The organism is Bradyrhizobium sp. USDA 327 (assembly GCF_041262065.1).
GTDB classification, from domain to species: Bacteria; Pseudomonadota; Alphaproteobacteria; order Rhizobiales; family Xanthobacteraceae; genus Bradyrhizobium; species Bradyrhizobium liaoningense.
The window spans coordinates 7,364,309-7,385,852 of sequence record NZ_JBGCCW010000001.1 but is presented as its reverse complement, the minus strand read 5'-3'; the positions used below and the strand labels follow the sequence as shown (position 1 = coordinate 7,385,852).

Below are 21,544 nucleotides of genomic sequence, written 5' to 3'. Positions count from 1 at the left end.
GAGAGGTGCCGGAGCTCCGATCTGAGAAACACGACGAAACTTGAAATGATGTTTCTCATTCAATGGCTTGCGGAGACGCCTCGTCACTTGTGAGCGTGCCCGCATTGGCTTTTCGCGGCGTCGCGTCGCGCATATCCGTAGTCTCACGGAATCGGCCGCGCCTTGCGTACCGCGCGCCGGCCAATTCCCCACAGCGTCAGGTTCCACACCACGCAGGTCCCGAGTGCGAAGCACAAGCCGACGGCGGAGCCGAACCACACGACTGCAACGTGCAGAACTGCGATGGCCATGCCAAATCCGAGCAGGCCCCAGGCGGAGTTGGCAAGCACGGCGGCGGTCGGCGGTCCCCCAATGCGCGGATGCAGGATCATCATGATGCTGGAGAACACCACGGGATAGAGCGCGATGATGCCGCTGATGCGAGGGCCGACCCAGCTCGATGTCGAGACCACGATAGCGACGAGCGTCGCAACCAGCGCAGCCCGCATCGGGATGTCATACCAGCGGCGCGTCACCAGCGGCATCTTCACGTGGCGATACCGCGCCAGCAGTGGAATGCAGATGCCGAACGCGATCAGGTTGGCAGCAAGCCCCGCGGCGAGCGACCAATCGAACTGGCGGATGATCGATGCAAGCACGATCCAGACCGCGACTGCGCTTCCACAACTCACCACCAGATTGTGCCGCTGCGACCGCACGACATAGGTGAGACACATGAAAATCGTCGCCGCATTGACCGGCAGGCTCGCCAGCGCACCCTGCGCGATGAAGGCGGCGTCATGATCGATCGCGAGGAAGACGTAGGAGGGGCCGGCCGAAACCGGCAGGGTCGCAACCAGCGCGCCGATCACAGGCCCTGCGCGTTCGGTGATGATCGACGCCGACACCACGAACGCCGCCGCGATCGCCATGCGCAACAGGAGGACGAGGATGAAATGGAGTTCGAGGGACATTCTGTCTGTCATTCCGGGGCGCGCGACGCGCGAGCCCGGAATCCAAGACCACAGGCCGTAGTGGTTTGAGAGCTGGAGCAACGACCGTTCGAGATCACGACGGCCTGGGCTTATGGACGACACCAATTGCTGGGATGACGACCTGCGCCTTTTACAACCGCTGCATCGACACCGACACCTTCGGGCCGTTCTTGATGGTCTGATAGACCACGCAATAGCGCTCGGTGAGCTTGAGCAGGAGATCGAGCTTGTCCTGAGGCGCGTCGGTGTCGACCTCGAAGCGCAGGCGGATCTCGGCGAAGCCGACCGGAGTCTCCTTGTCGATGCCGAGCGTGCCGCGGAAGTCGAGATCGCCCTCGGCGTAGACGTTGCCGGTCTTGAGCGGCACCTCGATCGCGGTCGCAACCGATTTCAACGTGACGCCGGCACAGGCGACCAGGGCTTCGAGCAGCATGTCGCCGGAGCAGAGCTCGAGGCCGGAACCGCCAGTGCCCGGATGCAGGCCGGCCATCGCGATGGCACGGCCGGTCTCGACCTTGCAGGCAATGCCTTCGCCGTCGGTGGAGCCCTTGGCCTTCAGCGTGATCAGCGCGGCCTTGGGATCGGTCTTGTAGCGCTCCTTGATTGGGGCTTGCATCTGGCGCAGTTGGACAGCGTCCATCTTGTTGTCTCCCGGCATGTCGTTTCTCACGAGCGGTATAGAAGGCGGCCGGTTTCGTGTCAGCTCATGATTGATGGGATCTGCCATGAGCGACCGGAATCGAGCCAAAAACAAACGTATTTTCATGATGTTACGCTCAAATTCACCAGCAGCGCCACAGACTGTCCGATCTGCATGACCGAGCTGGTCGGTCGCTGGCTTGCGAATGTCTCGTGACAGCGCCTGTCACCTCTTATATCCGGAGAGACATGGACAGCATCGCGACTGAGCAGAAGGCCGGGGTGGACGATCGTTTCGACTCCGCGCGGATCACCGCCGCGGTCGATGCGCTTGCCGAACAGTACCAGGGACGCGAGGACGCGTTCCGCACGGCGATGGCGCAACTGCTCAAGGCGGAACTTATCGCAGCGCGCGACGCCGCGCAGGCGATCCTCTTGAAGGACCGCCACGGCCGGCGCTGCGCCGAGCGGCTGTGCCACGTGCAGGACGAGATCATCCGCATCCTGTATTCGGCGGCGACGCGCCATCTCTACCGCTCGCCGATCCCGAGCGGCGCCGAGCGCATGGCGGTCGTGGCGACGGGCGGCTATGGCCGCGGCCTGATGGCGCCGGAATCGGACATCGATCTGCTCTTCATCCTGCCCTACAAGCAGACCGCCTGGGGCGAGCAGGTCGCCGAGGCGATCCTCTATTGCCTCTGGGACATGGGGCTGAAGGTCGGTCACGCCACCCGTTCGGTCGACGAATCGATCCGGCAGGCGCGCGGCGACATGACAATCCGCACTGCGATCCTGGAGACGCGCTTCCTCACCGGCGACAAGCCACTCTATGAGGAGCTGGTCGAGCGCTTCGACAAGGAAGTCGTGCAGGGCACCGCGTCGGAATTCGTCACCGCAAAGCTCGCCGAGCGCGAGGAGCGGCACCGCCGCGGCGGCCAGTCGCGCTATCTGGTCGAGCCCAATGTCAAGGACGGCAAGGGAGCCTTGCGCGACCTGCACACTCTGTTCTGGATCGCCAAATACGTCTACCGGGTGCGCGATACCCACGAGCTGGTCGCGCGCGGCGTGTTCGACGCGCAGGAATATCGCAGCTTCCGCCGCTGCGCCGATTTCCTCTGGTCGGTGCGCTGCAATCTGCATTTCTACTCTGGCCGCGCCGAGGAGCGCCTGTCCTTCGACCTCCAGCGCGAGATCGCCATCCGCCTCGGCTACACCTCGCATCCCGGCATGCAGGACGTCGAGCGCTTCATGAAGCACTACTTCCTGGTCGCCAAGGAGGTCGGCAACCTCACCGCCATTCTCTGCGCCAAGCTCGAGGACCAGCAGGCCAAGCCCGCCCCGGTGCTGAGCCGGATGATGGCGCGGCTGCGACCGACCGCGGCGAAGCGGCGCGTCCCCGACAGCGACGACTTCATCGTCGACAACAACCGCATCAACGTCGCCGCGCCGGACGTGTTCAAGCACGATCCGGTCAACCTGATCCGCATCTTCCGCCTCGCGCAGAAGAACAACCTCGCTTTCCACCCGGATGCGATGCGCGACGTGACGCGCTCGCTCGGCCTGATCAACGCGGGCTTGCGCGAGAATCCCGAGGCCAACCGGCTGTTCATGGAGATCCTGACCTCCGACAACGCGGAGATCGTGCTGCGGCGGATGAACGAGACCGGCGTGCTCGGCCACTTCATCCGCGCTTTCGGCAAGATCGTCTCGATGATGCAGTTCAATATGTATCATCACTACACCGTCGACGAGCACCTGATCCGCTGCATCGGCTTCCTACAGGACATCGAGCGCGGCGGCATCGAGGAGTTCACCCTCGCCAGCGATCTCATGCGCAAGAGCCGGCCCGAGCACCGCGCGGTGATCTACATCGCGACATTGCTGCACGACGTCGCCAAGGGCAGGCCCGAGGATCACTCGATCGCCGGCGCGAAGGTCGCCCGACGGCTGTGCCCGCGGCTCGGCTTCAGTCCTGCCGACACCGAGCTCGTGGCGTGGCTGATCGAGGAGCATCTGACGATGTCCACGGTCGCGCAGTCGCGCGACCTCTCGGATCGCAAGACCATCGAGAATTTCGCCGCCGTGGTGCAGTCAGTCGAGCAGATGAAGCTCTTGACCATCCTGACCACGGCCGACATCCGCGGCGTCGGCCCGGGCGTGTGGAACGGCTGGAAGGCGCAGCTCTTGCGCTCTCTCTACTATGAGACGGAACCGGTGCTCACGGGCGGGTTCTCGGAGGTCGACCGGGGAAAACGTCTTGCGGCCGCGCACGCCGAATTCCGCATGGCCTTCGCCGAATGGCCGAAGGACGAGCTCGACGCCTATATCGCCCGGCACTATCCCGCCTACTGGCTCAAGGTCGAGCTGCCGCGCAAGATCCGCCACGCCCGCTTCGTCCGCTCCAGCGAGCAGGCCGGGCACAAGCTGGCGATCAATGTCGGCTTCGACGAGGTGCGCGGCGTCACCGAGCTGACGATCTTTGCCGCCGACCATCCCTGGCTGCTGTCGATCATCGCGGGCGCCTGTGCCTCGGCCGGCGCCAACATCGTCGATGCTCAGATCTACACCACGACCGACGGCCGCGCGCTCGACACGATCTCGATCTCCCGGGAATACGACCGCGACGAGGACGAGGGTCGGCGCGCCACGCGCATCGGCGAGATGATCGAAGACGTGCTGGAGGGCAAGCTGCGCCTGCCCGAAGCCGTGGCGCGGCGCACCGTACGCAGCAAGGCAAAGCCGTTCGTGATCGAGCCGGAAGTGACCATCAACAACCAGTGGTCCGACCGTTACACCGTGATCGAGGTCTCGGGCCTCGACCGGCCCGGCCTGCTCTACGAGCTGACCACGGCCATCTCCAAACTCAATCTCAACATCGCCTCGGCCCATGTCGCGACCTTCGGCGAGCGCGCGCGCGACGTGTTCTACGTCACCGACCTCCTGGGCGCCCAGATCAACGCGCCGACGCGGCAGGCCGCGATCAAGAGCGCGCTGACCCATGTGATGGCCGGCGACAAGGCGGTGCAGCCGGCTGCGTAGGCAGGCGGAAAGTCCCGCGCAAACGATCTCCTCTCGTCATTCCGGGATGGCCCGAAGGGCCAGGCCCGGAATCCATACCACAGCTGGTGGATATGGATTCTCAGGTGCGCAATCGCGCACCATAGCTCGCGCCACGCGCGCCCCGGAATGACGAATTGAGAGACCTAGACCTCCACCCCCTCATGCCGCAGCAGCCAGCGCTTGCGCTCCAGTCCGCCGCCGTACTTCACCAGCGAGCCATCCGCGCCGATCAGGCGGTGACAGGGCAGCACGACGCTGATTGGATTGGAGCCGTTGGCATGGCCGACCGCCCGAACGGCCTTGGGCATGCCGATCCTTGCGGCGAGCGCGCCGTAGCTCAGCGTGGTGCCCGCCGGGATCTTCGCAAGCGCGGTCCAGACCTTTTGCTGGAACGGCGTGCCGGCGCTGCGCCACGCGATGGCGGAGAGCTGGCCGAGTTCGCCTTCGAAATAGCCGGACAGCGCCGTCCGCATATCCGCGGGCGCCGGCTGGTTGCTCAGATCCACGGCACCGTAATGCAGGCGCAACAGCCCGCGCATGCGGTGCTCGTAGTCCTCCCAGTCGAGCGCGCGCAAGTCACCATCAGCATCGGTGACAAGCAGCGCGATCCCGATCGGCGTCGTCAGGCGATCGAGGCCGAAGCGTTCAGGCGTCTTGATTGATCGAACGGGCATCGCGGCACCAGGCAATCGAAACACACCCATCGCACTTGCCATGCCGGCCGTGCTAACGTCCACCCGAAAGCTGACGCTTTGGGGGAGCTGACCTTGATCCTGATCGCCAATGTGCTGGTGGCGCTGGTCGCGGCACTGCACGTTTTCTTCCTGATCCTGGAGATGTTTCTCTGGGACAGGCCGCTGGGCCTCAAAGTGTTTCGGAATACGCCGGAGAAGGCCGAGATCACGAAAGTGCTGGCCGCCAATCAGGGCCTCTATAACGGCTTCCTCGCTGCCGGCCTGCTCTGGGGCCTCGTGCACGGCAATCCCGCCTTCGCGCTCCAGATCAAGGCGTTCTTCCTGCTTTGCGTGATCGTAGCCGGCGTCTATGGCGCAGCGACTGTCAGCACGCGGATTCTGATGGTGCAGGCGCTGCCGGCGGCGGTCGCGCTGGTTGCGTTGTTCTTGGCCTGAGACGCTACGGCGCAGCGCGGCGATCCTTGCGCCGCGGCGAACCTTCCTCCACAATCTTCGGCAGCGATGGCGACCGTTGCAATCAACGGAGAAAGACCGTCGGCCGAAAATTCCGTCAGGAGGAACAACCCAAGATGAACAATCGCAGAGCCTTCATAGCTGCCACGGCGGCGATCGCCTTCGCGGTCTCCGTCAGCCAGGCCCTCGCCCAGAAGAAATACGACACCGGCGCAAGCGACACCGAGATCAAGATCGGCCAGACCGTGCCGTTCTCCGGCGCCTATTCCGTCTACGCCAATATCGGCAAGACCCAGGCCGCCTACTTCAAGATGATCAACGATCAGGGCGGCATCAACGGCCGCAAGATCAACCTGATCCAGTATGATGACGCCTATTCGCCACCGAAGACCGTCGAGCAGGTGCGCAAGCTCGTCGAGGGCGACGAAGTGCTGTTCACCTTCCAGCTGATCGGCACCGCCGCGAATGCAGCCGTGCAGAAGTATCTCAACGGCAAGAAGGTCCCGCAACTCCTCGCCTCCACCGGCGCCGCGCGCTTCAACGATCCGCAGAACTATCCCTGGACCATCGCCTACAATCCCAACTACGTGTCCGAGGGGCGGATCTACGCCAAGTACATTCTCAAGGAGCATCCCAACGCCAAGATCGGCGTGCTCTACCAGAACGACGACATGGGCCGCGACTATCTGGCGGGGCTCAAGAGCGGCCTCGGCGACAAGGCCGCCAGCATGATCGTCGGCGAGGTCTCCTACGAGGTCACCGACCCGACCGTCGATTCCCAGGTGGTCAAGCTGAAGTCGATGGGGGTTGATCTGTTCTTCGACGCCTCGACGCCGAAATTCGCGGCGCAGGCGATCAAGAAGCTTGCCGATCTCGGCTGGACACCTGTGCACATCCTCGACATCAATGCGAGCCCGGTGTCGGCAACGCTGAAGCCGGCCGGCCTCGACATCTCCAAGGGCATCATCTCGACCAATTACGGCAAGGACCCGGGCGATCCCCAGTGGAAGGACGATCCGGGCGTGAAGGCCTTCTTCGCCTTCATGGACAAGTATTTCCCGGAGGGCGACAAGCTCAACACCATCAACACCTATGCCTATTCGGTGGCCGAGCTGCTGGTGCAGGTCTTGAAGCAATGCGGCGACGACCTGACGCGTGAGAACGTCATGAAGCAGGTCGCCAACATCAAGGGCTACACGCCGAGCCTGGCGCTGCCGGGTATCAAGATCAACACCGGCCCGAACGACTACCGCGTCAACAAGCAGATGCAGATGATGAAGTTCAACGGCGAACGCTGGGAGCTGTTCGGACCGATCATCGAGGACACGGGCCCGTCGGGTTAGGCTAAGCCAGGACGCATCTGCCTCAACGACGTCATGCCCGGGCTTGTCCCGCCTGCGCGGCCGAAGCCGCTTCGGCGAGGCGAAGGCCCGGGCATCCACGTTCTTGGGGCGTCAAAGCGAAGTCGTGGATGGCCGGGTCAAGCCCGGCCATGACGATGGAGAGAGATTCGCCGCGTGACATTCAGATGGGTATCTCGCCGAAATTCTTTCCCACCGGCAGGACGGCATGCCGGATCAGCCGCGAATCCTCCACCGCGGCCTGGCGGTGCTTCACCGCCTCGCGATAGTCGGGATCGCGGATCATCTCGACGAAGGCCGCGACGCTGGGATATTCGGCGATGAAGCAATGGTCCCAGCGCTCCTCCTGCGGGCCGATCAGCATCAGCTCGAATTTGCCCTGCCAGACGATGCGGCCGCCGAGACGTTCGAACACCGGGCCGCTCTCACGGCCATAGGCCGCATAGGCCTCCGCGCCGCTCGCCTTGCGGCCGTCCGGATAGGCCGCCTCTTTCCGCAGGCGCACCAGATTGAGCATGTGGATCGGACCCGGGCGGTCGTTCTCCCGGAATTGCGCGAAGATCTCCTTGGTCGGATCGATGTGGCCCATGCGAGTTCCCTCTTTATTTATGCGGGCGATCCTAGCCCCGGCGCCAAGAGAGCGGAACTGCGGCGGGCGAATGCCCCACCTCCTAATCACGCGTTAACGTCAGGGGTAACCCGGCCTTAAACAGCGACCGCTAGCGTGCGGCGGGGCGGACTGACCGGGCGTATTGCGTATGGCGTGGGGAAAGAAAAAGGGTGCGCGGAAGGAGCCGCTGTTCGGCTTGCCCGCGGCGCTCGCCGATCTGCGCCTGACCGCTGCGGACCGCGTTCCCGGCGGCGACGACAAGCCGAAGAAATCTGCGAAGACATCCGCCAGGCGCAAGAGCGAGGATGCCGGCGACGAGCCGCCCCGCGAGCGGAAGGCACCTGCCAGCCGCAGCGGCGCCAAGCGCCGCTCGAAGTCGCGCGGCGGCTTCAGCCTCGGCCGCCTCGTCTATTGGGGCGCGGTGCTGAGCCTGTGGGGCGTCATCGCCGTGATTGCCGTCGTGGTCTATGTCGGCGCCCATCTGCCTCCGATCCAGTCGCTGGAGATTCCCAAGCGGCCGCCGACGATCCAGATCGTCGGCATGGACGGCAGCATGCTGGCGCAGCGCGGCGAGATGGCCGGCGCCAACATCGCGCTGAAGGACCTGCCGCCCTATCTGCCCAAGGCATTCATCGCCATCGAGGATCGCCGCTTCTATTCGCATTTCGGCATCGATCCCGTCGGCATCCTGCGGGCCCTCGTCACCAACGTGCTCCATCGCGGCGTGTCGCAGGGCGGTTCGACGCTGACGCAGCAGCTCGCGAAGAACCTGTTCCTGACCCAGGAACGCACCATACAGCGCAAGCTGCAGGAGGCAGAGCTCGCGATCTGGCTGGAGCGCAAGCACTCCAAGGACGAAATCCTGGAGCTCTATCTCAATCGCGTCTATTTCGGCTCCGGCGCCTACGGCGTCGAAGCCGCCGCGCAGAAATATTTCGGCAAGTCGGCGAAGAACGTCACGATTGCCGAAGCCGCGATGCTGGCCGGCCTCGTCAAGTCGCCATCGCGCCTTGCGCCGAACCGCAATCCGGAAGGCGCCGAGGCGCGCGCGCAAGTCGTGCTCGCGGCGATGGCGGACGCGAAATTCATCACCGACGCGCAGGCGAAGGCCTCGATCGGCCATCCCTCCTACAACGTGAAGCCGGCCGGCGCCGGCACGGTCAATTACGTCGCCGACTGGATCGGCGAGGTGCTGGACGACCTGGTCGGCCAGATCGACGAGAGCATCAAGGTCGAGACCACGATCGATCCGAAACTGCAGAGCGTGGCGGAAGCCGCGATCATCGATGAGCTCGCGGCCAAAAGCGTGAAGTTCAATGTCAGCCAGGGCGCGCTGGTGGCGATGACGCCCGATGGCGCGGTGCGCGCCATGGTCGGCGGGCGGAACTATTCCGACAGCCAGTACAACCGCGCGGTCACCGCCAAGCGCCAGCCGGGCTCCTCGTTCAAGCCGTTCGTGTACCTCACCGCGCTCGAGCAGGGGCTGACGCCCGACACGATGCGCCAGGACGCGCCGATCGAGGTCAAGGGCTGGAGACCCGAGAACTACACCCACGAATATTTCGGCGCGGTGACGCTGACGCAGGCGCTGGCGATGTCGCTCAACACGGTCGCGATCCGCCTCGGCCTCGAGGTCGGGCCGAAGAACGTGGTGCGCACCGCGCACCGGCTCGGCATCTCCTCCAAGCTCGAACCCAATGCCTCGATCGCGCTCGGCACCTCCGAGATCTCCGTGGTCGAGCTGGTCGGCGCCTATGCGCCCTTCGCCAATGGCGGCCTCGCGGTGGCGCCGCACGTCGTGACGCGGATCAGGACGCTCGGCGGCAAGCTGCTCTACATGCGCCAGCCTGAAGAGCGCAATCAGGTCGTCGAGCCTCGCTATGTCGGCATGATGAATGCGATGATGCGGGAGACGCTGATATCAGGCACCGCCAAGAAGGCCGAGATTCCCGGCTGGCCGGCTGCTGGCAAGACCGGCACCAGCCAGGATTACCGCGACGCCTGGTTCATCGGCTACACCGCCAACCTCGTCACCGGCGTCTGGCTCGGCAACGACGACAACTCGCCGACCAAGAAGGCGACCGGCGGCGGCCTGCCAGTGGAAGTCTGGACGCGCTTCATGAAGGCTGCGCATGAGGGCGTGCCGGTGGCAAACCTGCCGAGTGCACCCGGCGGCTGGGGCTTGTCGAACCTCGCGCAGGCGGCCTCGCAAGTGTCGCCGCCGACAGCGGCAGCACCCGGACCGGCAGCGGCGAACAATGGCGGCTATCGCCCGCCACCGACGCGCGCCAATGTGCGGCCCGAGGCTGCGGCAGGACTCGATGGCTGGCTGATGGACCGGCTGTTTGGCGGGAATCGGTAGGCTCGGGCCTGAGGGCATCGAGGTCCTCAAACAAAAACTGCGAAAACAACCCCATGCACAGTAGCCGAGGATAACGAAATCAACGGCTTGCGCGGGCAGCGCAGAGCCCGAAGCGCGCGCTTCACCACTTCGGCAATTCCTGCCCAGCGCGGCAAGATCGACCGCGACCCACGCATGGCTGATGGGAAAAACACCAATCTCTTCAAGCACCCGTCTTCGGCCTGGGATTTGCTCTCATAGGTCGAGCAGGGACCTGGGAGTGTTCGATGATTTCAAATGTATCCGGTGCGGCGTTGCCTCATCTGCGGCCCGCATCAACGCCCGCGTCGAATGCGGCATCGGGTCTCCAACCGGTGGTACCGGACGCGACTGACGCTGCGACCAGCGGCTTCCGGATTGACGTCTCGCAAGTCAAGCCGTTGTCAGGTGCCAAGGTGATATCGGCGGCGGACAATCCCCACCTGCGCGACCTCCTGGCAACGAACTGGCTGAGGACTCACGACGCGAGTGCGACGCAACCCGTCGCCGCAGACAACGCACCGGAGAACACCTACGCTCAGGTCAAGGTTGACGGCAAGGTGGTCGCCACCCTGTACAACAGCGGGTCCTCGGTGATGACCAACCAGGCCGCGGCGAAGGTCGGCAAGCTCGAGGATCCTCCCGGCTCGAGCGGGCCGGACCTGGCGCAATGGCGGGCCGACAGATACGCCGAGCTGCTTGGCGGCACCGTCGAGAAGGCCTCCACGGCCATCACGCAATCGCAATGGACGCCGCGCGAGAGCAGGCCCACGACATATAGTCGCGAGCAACTCGACGCGGCGTTCCAGGCGATGCTGGCGGAGGGTCAGACGGCTGGCGCGCAGCAGCAATCAGCCTATCTGGTCTCACGCGCGCAGGCGGGGACGAGTGCGGATTTCAGTGCATGAGGGTGGTTTGAAGCCGCCCCGCTCTCTGCTGCCACTTACCGCGAAGGCGGGGCATCTAGTACAGCACCGCGCCCCGGCTCAACAACAACCGTCTCTGGAATACTGGGTCGTCCGGTCAAGCCGGACGACGACAGCGAGTGTTAGGCGGGTAGTGAGAGCCTACTCCTCGACCCCGTAGCGGTGCAGATCGTTGCCGTAGGTGTCGAGCCACTTCTTGGCGCGCTCCATCGAGGGACACACCTTGCCGCACACGCGCCAGAATCGCGCCGAGTGGTTCATCTCGACGAGATGAGCGACTTCGTGGGCGGCGAGATAGTCGAGCACGAAGGGCGGTGCGAGAATCAGGCGCCAGGAGAACGACAGCGAGCCGGCCGAGGTGCAGGATCCCCAGCGGCTGGACTGATCGCGGATCGAGAGCCGCTTGACCCTGACCCCAAGTTCGGCCGCGTAGGCTTCCGCCGAACGCTGCAGGTCGCGGCGGGCCTCGCGCTTGAGGAAGTCGCTGACGCGGCGGTCGACATGCTCGACGCCGCCGGCGACGCAGAGAATGCGTTCACCGGACTCGCGCATCTCAGTCCACACCGTGCCGCGCTGGCCGGCGCGATGAACGATACGATGGGGCGTGCCGCGCAGCGGTATCACCGTGCCCGGCTGGAAGGGCGCGGCCTTCGGCAGGCGGCCGAGACGTGCGGCGATCCACGCACCGTGACGCTGTGCGAAATCCTTGGCTTCAGCGAGCGTGCCGCGCGGCGGCATGGTGAGGATGGCTTCGCGGTCGCTCGGATGAATTCTGAGCGTGTAGCGGCGCGCACGGCGATGCCGGCGCAGCCGAATCGCAAAAAATTGCGATCCGTGCGTGATGACGAGGGTCTTCGGTTCGTGGGGCCGACGATAAAGGAGTGCGCGAGTGGCCATGTCTGTCAGTCCGGGGAGCAGGAGTTCGCCCGGATTCTGCCATAACCGCCGCCAGGGAAAGCGCTCGGCGCAAAAACAAATCATTTGCCCAATATACAGCGGTCAGGGGCCCGGGAGACCCTACAGACTGGGGTTGGAACCAGCTTTTTTCGCCCCCGCTGGACGCATGCGACACCCCCAAGGGGTGAGGACGGACTCACTCCTATAAAGCTACCTAAATACCGCGAATCCGGCGGGAACTTACCCCCCGCCAGAGGCTCCGACAGGGCCGAAATTTCGACGGGAAAGCCGAAATTCACGGCCAGAGCCGTTCCGATGAAAATCGGAACGGCTCTAGATTCTTATTCCGCCGCGTTTTCTTTACGCGAACCGGCCGCCACTTCGCTCGAAAACGCTCTATTCAGCCGCGAGAGCCTGTAACGAGCTCGGGTTCGCAGCCGAAACCATGAAGTCGTGAATCCGCGGCACGATCTCCGACTTGAAACGCGATCCGTTGAACACGCCGTAATGTCCGACGCCCTTCTGGACGTAATGAACGCGGCGATGATCGGGGATCGAGCTGCACAAGCCGTGCGTTGCTTCCGTCTGACCGAGGCCGGAGATGTCGTCGTTCTCGCCTTCGACCGTCATCAACGCGACGCGCTTGACCTTGGAGGGTTCGACGCGGGTTCCGCGATGGGTCATCTCGCCCTTCGGCAGCGAGTGCTTCACGAACACGGTGTCGACGGTCTGCAGGTAATACTCGGCCGAGAGATCCATCACCGCGAGATATTCGTCATAGAAGTCGCGATGCTTGTCGACGAGATCGCCGTCGCCCTTCACCAGATTGGCAAACAGCTGCTTGTGCGCATCCATGTGCCGATCGAGATTCATGCTGATGAAGCCGTTCAGCTGCAGGAATCCCGGATAGACGTCGCGCATCATGCCCGGATGCGGGAACGGCACCTTGGTGATGACGTGGTTGCGGAACCAGTCGATACCGCGCTCCTGGGCGAGGTTGTTCACCGCGGTCGGATTGCGGCGGGTGTCGATCGGCCCGCCCATCAGCGTCATCGAGGTCGGTACGAACGGATCGCGCCGCGCCTCCATGACCGAGACGGCCGCGACGACGGGCACGGAGGGCTGGCACACCGCCATGACATGGGTGTTGCCGCCGAGGACGTGCAGCATCTCGATGACATAGTCGATGTAGTCGTCGAGATCGAAGCGGCCTTCACTCAAGGGGACCATGCGGGCATCGGCCCAATCGGTGATGTAGACCTCATGCGCCGGCAGGAAAGCCTCGACCGTGCCGCGCAGAAGCGTCGCATAATGGCCGGACATCGGGGCCACGATCAGCACGCGCGGCTGCGGGCTGCGCAGCGGGCGGGTGAATTTGCGATCGAAATAGAGCAGCCTGCAGAACGGCTTTTCCCAGACCGAGCGGATCTCGACGGGGACGCGGATGCCGTTGACCTCGGTGTCGTCGAGACCCCATTCCGGCTTGCCGTAGCGGCGCGTGGTGCGCTCGAACAATTCGCAGGCCGCGGCGACCGACTTGCCGACCTCGGTGCGCGCCCAGGGGTTGAGGGGATTCTGAAACAGCAGCTTGGTCGCGTCGGTGACCGCACGTGCCGGATTGAGAGAGGCATGAGCCATCTCGTACATCCAGTACATCGGCGTCGTCAGGACCGGACTGCCTTCTGCCGCCAGCGGCGGCGCGCCGCCGAACTCACCAATGGGCATCGCTATATTCCTCTTCGCATCGCAGCATACTGCCGAATGCGTAATATTGCGTCAATGCATGGTTCCGTACATCTACGTAGCCGAAGCGGCCAAACCAGCCTGAATCCACGGGAAAGTGACGTTATTCGCCCCCCGCCAGCAGTGAGCCGTGCTTTCTTGCGCTGCGCAAAAGGGCAAGGAATGCCCCAAAAGATGCAACCAGAAGCACCCCGTTGATGGCCAACGCAGCCAGCATCAGGTCGGTCCTGAAGGTGCGCTCGATCAACAGGGCCCGCATTCCCTCGAACACGTAGGTCGGCGGCAACGCCCAGGCGACGTATTGCAACCAGACCGGCAGCACGCTGACGGGATAGTAGACGCAGGCGAGCGGCATGATCGCGAACATCAGGGTCCAGACGATGCTTTCGGCGCCAAGGCCGTTTCGCAGCACCAGACCCGAGACGAAGATGCCGACCGACCAGCTCGTGAAGATCAGATTGCAGAAGAAGGCGATCAGCGGCAGGCCGAGGGCATAGACGTTGAAGTGAAACAGGAACAGCGCGATCAGCGTCATCGGGATCACGCCGATCGCGAGCCGGATCAGGCTCATGACCATCAGCGACAGCAGAAACTCGATCGGCTTGAGCGGGCTCATCATGAGGTTGCCGAGGTTGCGCGCCCACATCTCTTCCAGGAACGAGATGGAGAAGCCGAGCTGTCCGCGGAACAGGATATCCCAGAGGATGACGGCGCCGATCAGCGTGCCGCCGGCGCGCGCGAAGAAACTGGCGTTCTCGGCGATGTAGAGCTGGAGGAAGCCCCAGGTGATGACCTGCAGCGCCGGCCAGTACAGCAGCTCGAGCAGCCGCGGCCAGGACGACAGCAGGAGATACCAGTAGCGCAGGATCATCGCGCCGATGCGATGGACGGAGATGCCGCGATGGAGGGAGAGCTCGGTCATCGCACCCTCGCGTAGCCCGGATGAATCCTGTCATCCCGGGGCGCGACATAGTCGCGAGCCCGGGATCCATAACCACAGGATTGAGTTTGGCGAAGACTGGGTCTCGGCCCATAACCGCCGCTTGTGGTTATGGATTCCGGGCTCGCGCTCCGCGCGCCCCGGAATGACGGTAATCCATCATGGCTGCGGTCGAGACGTGAGACCTCCCTCATCGCGCCGGCTCCTTCGCGCCATTCACCCGGCCGCGCGCGACGTCCAGAAACACCTCTTCCAGCGTGGTGCGGTTGTAGCGGGCCATGATCGCTTCCGGCGCGTCGTCGTCCTCGATGCGGCCGCGCTTCATGATGATGACGCGGTCGCAGAGCCGTTCGACCTCGAGCATGTTGTGCGACGCCAGGAGAATGGTGGCGCCGTTGTCCCGGCGGTAGCGTTCCAGATGCGCGCGCACCCAGTCGGCGGTATCCGGGTCGAGCGAGGCGGTCGGCTCGTCCAGGAGCAGCAGCTCGGGCTGGTTGATCAGCGCCTTCGCCAGCGCCACGCGGGTCTTCTGACCGGCCGAGAGCTTGCCGTTGGCGCGGTCGATGAATTCGATGAGGTCGAGATCCTCGGCGAGCTTCGCGATGCGGTCAGAGAGATTCTTCACCGCATAAAGCTTGCCGAACACGGTGAGGTTCTGCCGCACCGTGAGCCGCATCGGCATGTCGACATAGGGGCTCTCGAAATTCATCCGGCCCAGCACGGCCGCGCTCTCCTCGGGCATGCGATGTCCCAGCACCTGCACGCCGCCGGAGGTCGGCAGCACCAGGCCCATGATCATCGCGATGGTCGTGGTCTTGCCGGCGCCGTTGCCGCCGAGAAGGCCGGTGATGCTGCCGCGCGGAAGCGAAAAGGAGATATCGTCGACGGCGCGGGTCTGCTTGTAGACCTTGACGAGGTGATCGACCGCGATTGCCGCGGACGAGCTGCGATCCGCGACAGTCGGCCGACTTGAAGCCTTGTCATTCTCGGTCATGCTGGCCGTTCTTCTGCTATTGCAGCCGATAGCGCAAGGCTTGTAATGCCTGCGTGGTTCCGCGAGCCCAGCGTTTGTGATCGAGAAAGCACCAGCACATTGTCCGATATGAACGAAATTGCCGCTTCCGACTTCCGCCACGCGCAGCGGCACATCCGGTTGGACACGATCCTGCGGCTGCGCTGGCTCGCGGTGCTGGGCCAGCTCGCCGCAATCTTCATCGTGGCACAGGGGCTGGAGTTCAACGTCGAGATCGTCCCCTGTGTCAGCATCATCGCTTTGTCGGCGGCGCTCAATCTGGCGCTTCAGACCGCGGCCAATCCGATGCAGCGACTGGAGCCGATGCAGGCGGCCGGGCTGCTCGCGCTGAACATCGTGGAGCTGGCTGGCCTTTTGTTCTTCACCGGCGGCCTGCAGAACCCGTTCTCGTTCCTGTTCCTCGCGCCCGTGCTGATCTCGGCCACCGCGCTGCCGGCCCGTTTCACCTTCGGCCTCGGCCTGCTCGCGGTCGCCTGCGCTTCGCTCCTGTTCTACTTCCATTTTCCGCTGCCGTGGGATTCCGACGATCCGCTGGTGCTGCCGCCGATCTATCTCGTCGGCGTCTGGCTCTCGATCGCGCTCGCGATCGGCGTCACCAGCCTCTACTCGTTCCAGGTCACCGAGGAGGCGCGCAAGCTCGCGGACGCACTGGCCGCGACCGAGCTGGTGCTGACGCGCGAGCAGCATCTGACCCAGCTCGACGGACTCGCCGCCGCCGCCGCGCACGAGCTCGGCACGCCGCTCGCGACGATCTTCCTGATCTCGCGCGAACTGGAAAAGACGGTGAAGGATCCAAGCTTTGCCGCCGACCTGAAGACCTTGCGCGAGCAGACCCAGCGCTGCCGCGACATCCTCAGCAAGATCACCCAGCTCTCCTCCACCGGCGCGCCGTTCGACCGCATGAAGCTGTCGGAGCTGATCGAGGAGGTGGTGGCGCCGCACCGCGATTTCGGCGTCGAGATCAAGGTGCGGATCGCGGTGGCCGTCGCGGCCGAGCCGGTCGGCTCGCGCAATCCGGCGATCCTCTACGGCATCGGCAACATCGTCGAGAACGCGGTCGATTTCGCCCGCACCACCGTCGAGGTGAACGCATGGTGGAACAAGGACACTATCGAGCTCGTGATCTCCGACGACGGACCGGGCATTCCGCCCGACATCCTCAACCGGATCGGCGAGCCCTATCTGTCGCGGCGCCGTACCCAGGACGATGGCGGCGGCGGACGACGCGGCCTCGGCCTCGGTGTGTTCATCGCGCGTACCTTGCTGGAACGCACCGGCGCCAAGGTCTCGTTTACCAATCGGACCTTTCCGGAACACGGCGCAGTGGTCCAGATCTCATGGCCCAGGCAGCGTTTTGAGGCTATCGAGACGCACGAAGAAACAATAGGATAGCCGCGACCTTGCGTCGCACAACAGGGCCGATCGACTATCGGCGACCTTGGCACCGCGTGATTGCGAGGCCATATGTCGATGCGCTGGAGAGAGGACAAAACCTTGAACGCCATTGCCGAACTGAACGAACAGAGCGACCGCTCGCTTCTCATCGTGGAAGACGACAAGCCGTTTCTGGAGCGGCTGTCGCGCGCCATGGAGACGCGGGGCTTCTCGGTGACATCGTGCGACACCGTCTCGGACGGACTTGCGCAGATCGGCAAGTCGGCGCCGGCATTCGCGGTGGTGGATTTGCGGCTCGGCGACGGCAACGGCCTCGACGTGGTCTCGGCGCTGAAGAAGAAGCGCCCCGATGCACGCGCGATCGTGCTGACCGGTTATGGCAACATCGCCACTGCCGTCACCGCGGTGAAGATGGGCGCGATCGATTACCTCTCCAAGCCCGCGGATGCCGACGACGTCGTCGCGGCACTGCTGTCGACCAGCGCGGAGAAATCCGAGCTGCCGACCAACCCGATGTCGGCCGATCGCGTGCGCTGGGAGCACATCCAGCGCATTTACGAGATGTGCAACCGCAACGTCTCGGAAACGGCGCGCCGGCTCAACATGCACCGTCGCACGCTGCAGCGCATTCTGGCCAAGCGCGCGCCGAGATAGTCTCGGCGTTCACTCTTGAGAACGCAGATCTCCGGCCTCTGAGGCTGAGGCGGGGATGCCTGGCGTGGTCAAGGCGTTGCCGTTGATCCGGGATGGTCGTTTCCGCGGAGGTAATCGGCGGCAGCGAAAGCCGGGTCAGCTGCGGATTTCGCAACTCGACGGACGCCGCCCCCATGACTCACATGCCGAAGTCGGTCGGCCCCTGAACGCGCCCGGCCTGACGTCCCAGCGTAGTGTCGGTAAACCCGGGTGTTGGCCTCGCGAGTTCGTTGAACCCGGCGTTAACCTCGGACGGCCGATCATAGTGCCGACCTGGCGCATCGAATTGGCGCATCGAATATCCACCTGATGTCGAGAGATCGATGGTTCACCCTACACCGCTTCTTGCTTTGCTTTGCTTCTGGACGGTGCGCGCGGTGGCCGTCGCTGTCATCGCCGTAGCCGCGCCGGCCGCGGTGCGTGCTCAGCAGATATCCCCTCCAGTCTGGACGGTGCCGGAAATCGGCGCGCTGCCTGACGACGCTCATGGCCGGCTCGTGCGGCGCGGGCGCGACCTCATCACTGCGACCTACGCCCATATCGGACCAGAGGTGCCGGACCCAGCCAAGCGTTATGCTGGCAACAATCTCGCCTGCAGCAACTGCCATCTCGAAGCCGGCACGAAGAAGTTCGGCTTGCCGATCTTTGGATTGGTCGAGCTCTTCCCGCAATACAGCGCTCGGCTCGGCGCCGAGATCACGATCGAGGACCGTGTGAACTCGTGCATGACGCGCAGCATGAATGGCCGCGCGCTGCCACTCGACAGTCCGGAAATGCAAGCCATCGTGGCTTACATCAAATTCCTGTCGTCCGGCGTGCCAGCCGGCAAGGTATTGTCAGGACTCGGCGCCGGATCAATGCCTGAGCTCGATCGGGCGGCCGACCCGGTTCGCGGCAAGGCGATCTATGCGAAGGCTTGTCTTTCCTGTCACAATGAGGACGGCTCCGGAATACGCCGCAGCGTGCCGAGCGTCGATCTCGGCTACATGGTGCCGCCGCTCTGGGGCCCGGATAGTTTCAATGATGGCGCCGGCATGGCGCGGTTGATTACCGCGGCGAACTTCGTGCACTTCAACATGCCGCACGGGACGGACTACCTGGATCCGCAGCTCACGGTCGAGCAGGCATGGGATGTGGCTGCTTATATGATCTCTCAACCGCGTCCGAAAAAAGCCGGTCTCGACAAGGACTATCCAGACCTTTCGACCAAGCCGGTCGATGCGCCTTACGGACCGTACGCTGATGGTTTCGATCAGCAGCAGCATATGTACGGACCTTTCGGTCCGATCCGGGCGGTGCACGCCAAAAAGTAGTCCCGGCGGAAGGGAAACCGGCGACCTCGCATCACGAGGAGACCGGATCACGCCACGCTTCGCTCGGGCCGCCTATTCCCAGAAATCCGCGTGGCCCTGCGGGTCGACCAGCCGGTTGATCCGCAAGGCTGCCGCCATCGCGAACCGCACGGTCATCTGCTTGCGCGTCGGTGCTGCCATCTTGTGCTCGGGCGCCTCGCAATGCATGTGCGCGCCATAGGCGTCGGCGATGATCAGGCCGGTGTCATCAGGGAAGATCTCGCACGGCAGATCCTGCGTGAAGGCGAAGAACAGCCGGTCGCAATGGGCGCGGTATTCGTGCCATTTCTGGTCGGCGCGCAGATCCTCCACCGACGACTTGATCTCGACGATCCAGATCTCGCCGCGCTCATTGAGCGCCACCAGATCGGCACGGCGGCCCGACGGCAGCGGCAATTCGCTGATGCAGGAGAAGCCGAGCGAACGTAACAGCCGCGCCGTGCCGCGCGCGATGGCGAGCGCGGTCTCAGACTGGCGACGGTCCGGCGGCGGCACGAGGGCGATGTTGCGGGCGGTGTTGTCCATGGGCGGAGGATAGCCGATTCCATGAGGGGCGGACACTGTCTCCCCACCCGTCATTCCGGGGCGCGCCACTTTGCGCGAGCTATGATGCGCAATTGCGCATCTGAGAATCCACAACCACAGCGACTGGATATGAAGCGACGAGGGCACTCCGAGTCATCGCCAAAGCTCCTTCCTGTGGCTATAGGTCCCGTGCTCGCGCTTCGCGCGCCCCGGGACGACAGTCAGGCGGGCGGCGCCACCACGACGCCCTCGTTGCCGCGCAAATTCAGCACGCCTTCGGTCCCCTCACCTTCGCGATCCAGAAACGTCGACAGCAATATCTCGCTGCCGAATCGGATCGCGCTGGTGGTCACAGCGACCGGCTCGGGCCCGAGATTGAGCGCTACGATGACCGCCCTGCCGCCGGCGTCGCGGCGGTAGATCAGAAGATCGCCTTGCGCCGAGATCGGGTGGTAGTCGCCCGCGATCAACGGGGGGCAGTTCCTCCGCAGGGCGATCAGGCGCTTGTAGAGATTGAGGATCGAGTGCGGATCGGCTTCGAGATTGGCGACATTCTCGCGGATATGATCCTCCGGCAGCGGAAGCCACGGCCTCACCTGCGAAAAACCGGAGAAGTTCGACGAATCCCATTGCATCGGCGTGCGGCAGCCATCGCGGCCGACGCCGATGCCGGGCACGTTCTTCTCGAATGGATCGCGCACGTCCTCCGGCGCGATCGCGAGTTGGTGCATGCCGATCTCGTCGCCGTAATAGAGCGTCGGCGTGCCGCGCAGCGTCAGCAGCAGCATGGCCGCGACGCGGGCCTGCTCGGGACCGACGCGGCTCGCCACGCGCGGCCGATCATGATTGCCGAGCACCCAGTTCGGCCAGGCGCCCTTCGGCAGCGCCTTCTCGTAGTCCTCGATGATCTTCTCGATCGAGCGTGCGCTCCAGAACGTCGAGAGCAGCGCGAAATTGAACGGCATCTGCGCGCCGGTGAGATCGTTGCCGTAATAGGCCATGAGGCGGTGCAGCGGCAGATAGATCTCGCCGATCAGGACGCGGGCGCCGTAAGTATCCGTGACGCGCCGCATCTCGGCGATCACGTCATGCACTTCCGGCTGGTCGGTCGAGTACTGCGTCAGGATCTTCTCGTTGGGCGGCCGGCCCTCGACATAGTGCGGGTTGGGCGGGTTGTCGCGGAATTCGGCGTCCTTGATCAGGTGCCAGATCACGTCGACGCGAAAGCCATCGACGCCCTTGTCGAGCCAGAACCGCATCACGTCGTAGATCACGGCCCGGACATCCGCATTGCGCCAGTTCAGGTCCGGCTGCCGGGAGAGGAAAGCGTGATAGTAATATTGACCCGTGGCCTCGTCGAATTGCCACGCGCTGCCGCCGAACTCGGACAGCCAGTTGTTGGGCACGCCGCCATCGGGGGCCGGATCGCGCCAGATGTACCAGTCGCGCCTGGGATTGTCGCGCGACGACCGGCTCTCGATGAACCAGGGATGCTGGTCCGAAGTGTGGTTCGGCACGAGATCGAGGATCAGCTTCAGGCCATTGTCATGGGCGGTCGCGAGCAACGCGTCGAAATCGGCCATCGTGCCGAACAGCGGTTCGATGCCGGTATAGTCGGAGATGTCGTAGCCGAAATCCGCCATCGGCGAGGGAAAGATCGGCGACAGCCAGATCGCGTCGACGCCGAGCGATTTGACGTAAGGCAGCCGCCTGAGGATGCCGGCGAGATCGCCGACGCCGTCGCCATCGGAGTCCTGAAACGAGCGCGGATAGATCTGATAGAAGATGCCGTCGCGCCACCAATTCTCGTTGCCTTGAGCCATGCCGAAGACCACCCAAAATCTGCGCCTTGCGCGGGGAGAGCGCGA

General features: G+C 64.2%; 18 protein-coding genes. 8 read left to right on the top strand and 10 right to left on the bottom strand.

Features of this window, described 5'->3' with window-relative positions:
* Positions 1-143: 143 nt before the first annotated feature.
* Both ABIA42_RS34875 and ABIA42_RS34870 read right to left on the bottom strand, forming a co-directional pair.
* On the bottom strand, positions 144-953 hold the full coding sequence (locus ABIA42_RS34875) for a hypothetical protein (protein WP_370116644.1): 810 nt from the start codon (positions 951-953) through the stop codon (positions 144-146).
* Positions 954-1,104: 151 nt separating this feature from the next.
* Positions 1,105-1,614, bottom strand: coding sequence for an OsmC family protein (locus tag ABIA42_RS34870; RefSeq protein WP_028176830.1), 510 nt, complete (start codon positions 1,612-1,614; stop codon positions 1,105-1,107).
* Positions 1,615-1,862: 248 nt separating this feature from the next.
* Here ABIA42_RS34870 and ABIA42_RS34865 point away from each other — a divergent pair, with 248 nt between their 5' ends.
* Entirely contained in the window at positions 1,863-4,652 is a 2,790-nt protein-coding gene (locus tag ABIA42_RS34865) for a [protein-PII] uridylyltransferase (protein WP_370116647.1), read from the top strand.
* A gap of 164 nt (positions 4,653-4,816) precedes the next feature.
* Here ABIA42_RS34865 and ABIA42_RS34860 read toward each other — a convergent pair whose 3' ends face one another.
* A complete protein-coding gene (locus ABIA42_RS34860) occupies positions 4,817-5,347 on the bottom strand; it encodes a methylated-DNA--[protein]-cysteine S-methyltransferase (protein WP_370116650.1) in 531 nt (176 codons plus the stop codon).
* Positions 5,348-5,446: 99 nt separating this feature from the next.
* On the opposite strand from ABIA42_RS34860, the gene ABIA42_RS34855 reads away from it, so the two are divergent.
* A complete protein-coding gene (locus ABIA42_RS34855) occupies positions 5,447-5,803 on the top strand; it encodes a DUF1304 domain-containing protein (protein WP_028176833.1) in 357 nt (118 codons plus the stop codon).
* Positions 5,804-5,937: 134 nt separating this feature from the next.
* Positions 5,938-7,164 (top strand): ABC transporter substrate-binding protein, encoded by a 1,227-nt coding sequence (locus tag ABIA42_RS34850; protein WP_370116653.1) that lies wholly within the window; start codon positions 5,938-5,940, stop codon positions 7,162-7,164.
* Positions 7,165-7,345: 181 nt separating this feature from the next.
* On the opposite strand, the gene ABIA42_RS34845 is transcribed toward ABIA42_RS34850, so the two are convergent.
* Complete coding sequence (locus tag ABIA42_RS34845; RefSeq protein WP_370116656.1) at positions 7,346-7,771, bottom strand: DUF1330 domain-containing protein; 426 nt, start codon at positions 7,769-7,771, stop codon at positions 7,346-7,348.
* A 169-nt stretch (positions 7,772-7,940) separates the two neighbouring features.
* Here ABIA42_RS34845 and ABIA42_RS34840 point away from each other — a divergent pair, with 169 nt between their 5' ends.
* Positions 7,941-10,154 carry a transglycosylase domain-containing protein gene (locus ABIA42_RS34840; protein WP_370116659.1) on the top strand — a complete coding sequence of 738 codons (2,214 nt, stop codon included), beginning with the start codon at positions 7,941-7,943 and terminating at the stop codon, positions 10,152-10,154.
* Between the two features lie 266 nt (positions 10,155-10,420).
* Positions 10,421-11,080 (top strand): hypothetical protein, encoded by a 660-nt coding sequence (locus tag ABIA42_RS34835; protein ID WP_370116662.1) that lies wholly within the window; start codon positions 10,421-10,423, stop codon positions 11,078-11,080.
* Between the two features lie 159 nt (positions 11,081-11,239).
* On the opposite strand, the gene ABIA42_RS34830 is transcribed toward ABIA42_RS34835, so the two are convergent.
* The 4 genes from ABIA42_RS34830 to ABIA42_RS34815 form a co-directional block, all read right to left on the bottom strand.
* Complete coding sequence (locus ABIA42_RS34830) at positions 11,240-12,079, bottom strand: M48 family metallopeptidase (protein ID WP_370116665.1); 840 nt, start codon at positions 12,077-12,079, stop codon at positions 11,240-11,242.
* A gap of 312 nt (positions 12,080-12,391) precedes the next feature.
* Positions 12,392-13,720, bottom strand: coding sequence for a polyhydroxyalkanoate depolymerase (locus ABIA42_RS34825; protein ID WP_028176838.1), 1,329 nt, complete (start codon positions 13,718-13,720; stop codon positions 12,392-12,394).
* Positions 13,721-13,841: 121 nt separating this feature from the next.
* Positions 13,842-14,660: an ABC transporter permease gene (locus ABIA42_RS34820; RefSeq protein WP_370116668.1), complete on the bottom strand. Its 819-nt coding sequence runs from the start codon at positions 14,658-14,660 to the stop codon at positions 13,842-13,844.
* 208 nt (positions 14,661-14,868) lie between these two features.
* Positions 14,869-15,672 carry an ABC transporter ATP-binding protein gene (locus ABIA42_RS34815; protein ID WP_370116671.1) on the bottom strand — a complete coding sequence of 268 codons (804 nt, stop codon included), beginning with the start codon at positions 15,670-15,672 and terminating at the stop codon, positions 14,869-14,871.
* A gap of 108 nt (positions 15,673-15,780) precedes the next feature.
* Between ABIA42_RS34815 and ABIA42_RS34810 the strand changes: the two genes are divergently transcribed.
* The 3 genes from ABIA42_RS34810 to ABIA42_RS34800 all read left to right on the top strand — a co-directional run bounded on the left by ABIA42_RS34810 (position 15,781) and on the right by ABIA42_RS34800 (position 19,112).
* Positions 15,781-17,103 carry an ActS/PrrB/RegB family redox-sensitive histidine kinase gene (locus tag ABIA42_RS34810; protein WP_271528001.1) on the top strand — a complete coding sequence of 441 codons (1,323 nt, stop codon included), beginning with the start codon at positions 15,781-15,783 and terminating at the stop codon, positions 17,101-17,103.
* Positions 17,104-17,205: 102 nt separating this feature from the next.
* Positions 17,206-17,760, top strand: coding sequence for an ActR/PrrA/RegA family redox response regulator transcription factor (locus tag ABIA42_RS34805; protein WP_028176842.1), 555 nt, complete (start codon positions 17,206-17,208; stop codon positions 17,758-17,760).
* Positions 17,761-18,176: 416 nt separating this feature from the next.
* Positions 18,177-19,112, top strand: coding sequence for a c-type cytochrome (locus tag ABIA42_RS34800; protein WP_370123766.1), 936 nt, complete (start codon positions 18,177-18,179; stop codon positions 19,110-19,112).
* Between the two features lie 72 nt (positions 19,113-19,184).
* Here the strand turns inward: ABIA42_RS34800 and ABIA42_RS34795 are convergent, their stop codons facing one another.
* Both ABIA42_RS34795 and ABIA42_RS34790 read right to left on the bottom strand, forming a co-directional pair.
* Entirely contained in the window at positions 19,185-19,676 is a 492-nt protein-coding gene (locus tag ABIA42_RS34795; RefSeq protein ID WP_370116676.1) for an MmcB family DNA repair protein, read from the bottom strand.
* 221 nt (positions 19,677-19,897) lie between these two features.
* Positions 19,898-21,499, bottom strand: a complete 1,602-nt coding sequence (locus tag ABIA42_RS34790) for an alpha-amylase family glycosyl hydrolase (protein ID WP_370116679.1) — start codon at positions 21,497-21,499, stop codon at positions 19,898-19,900.
* Positions 21,500-21,544: the final 45 nt, after the last annotated feature.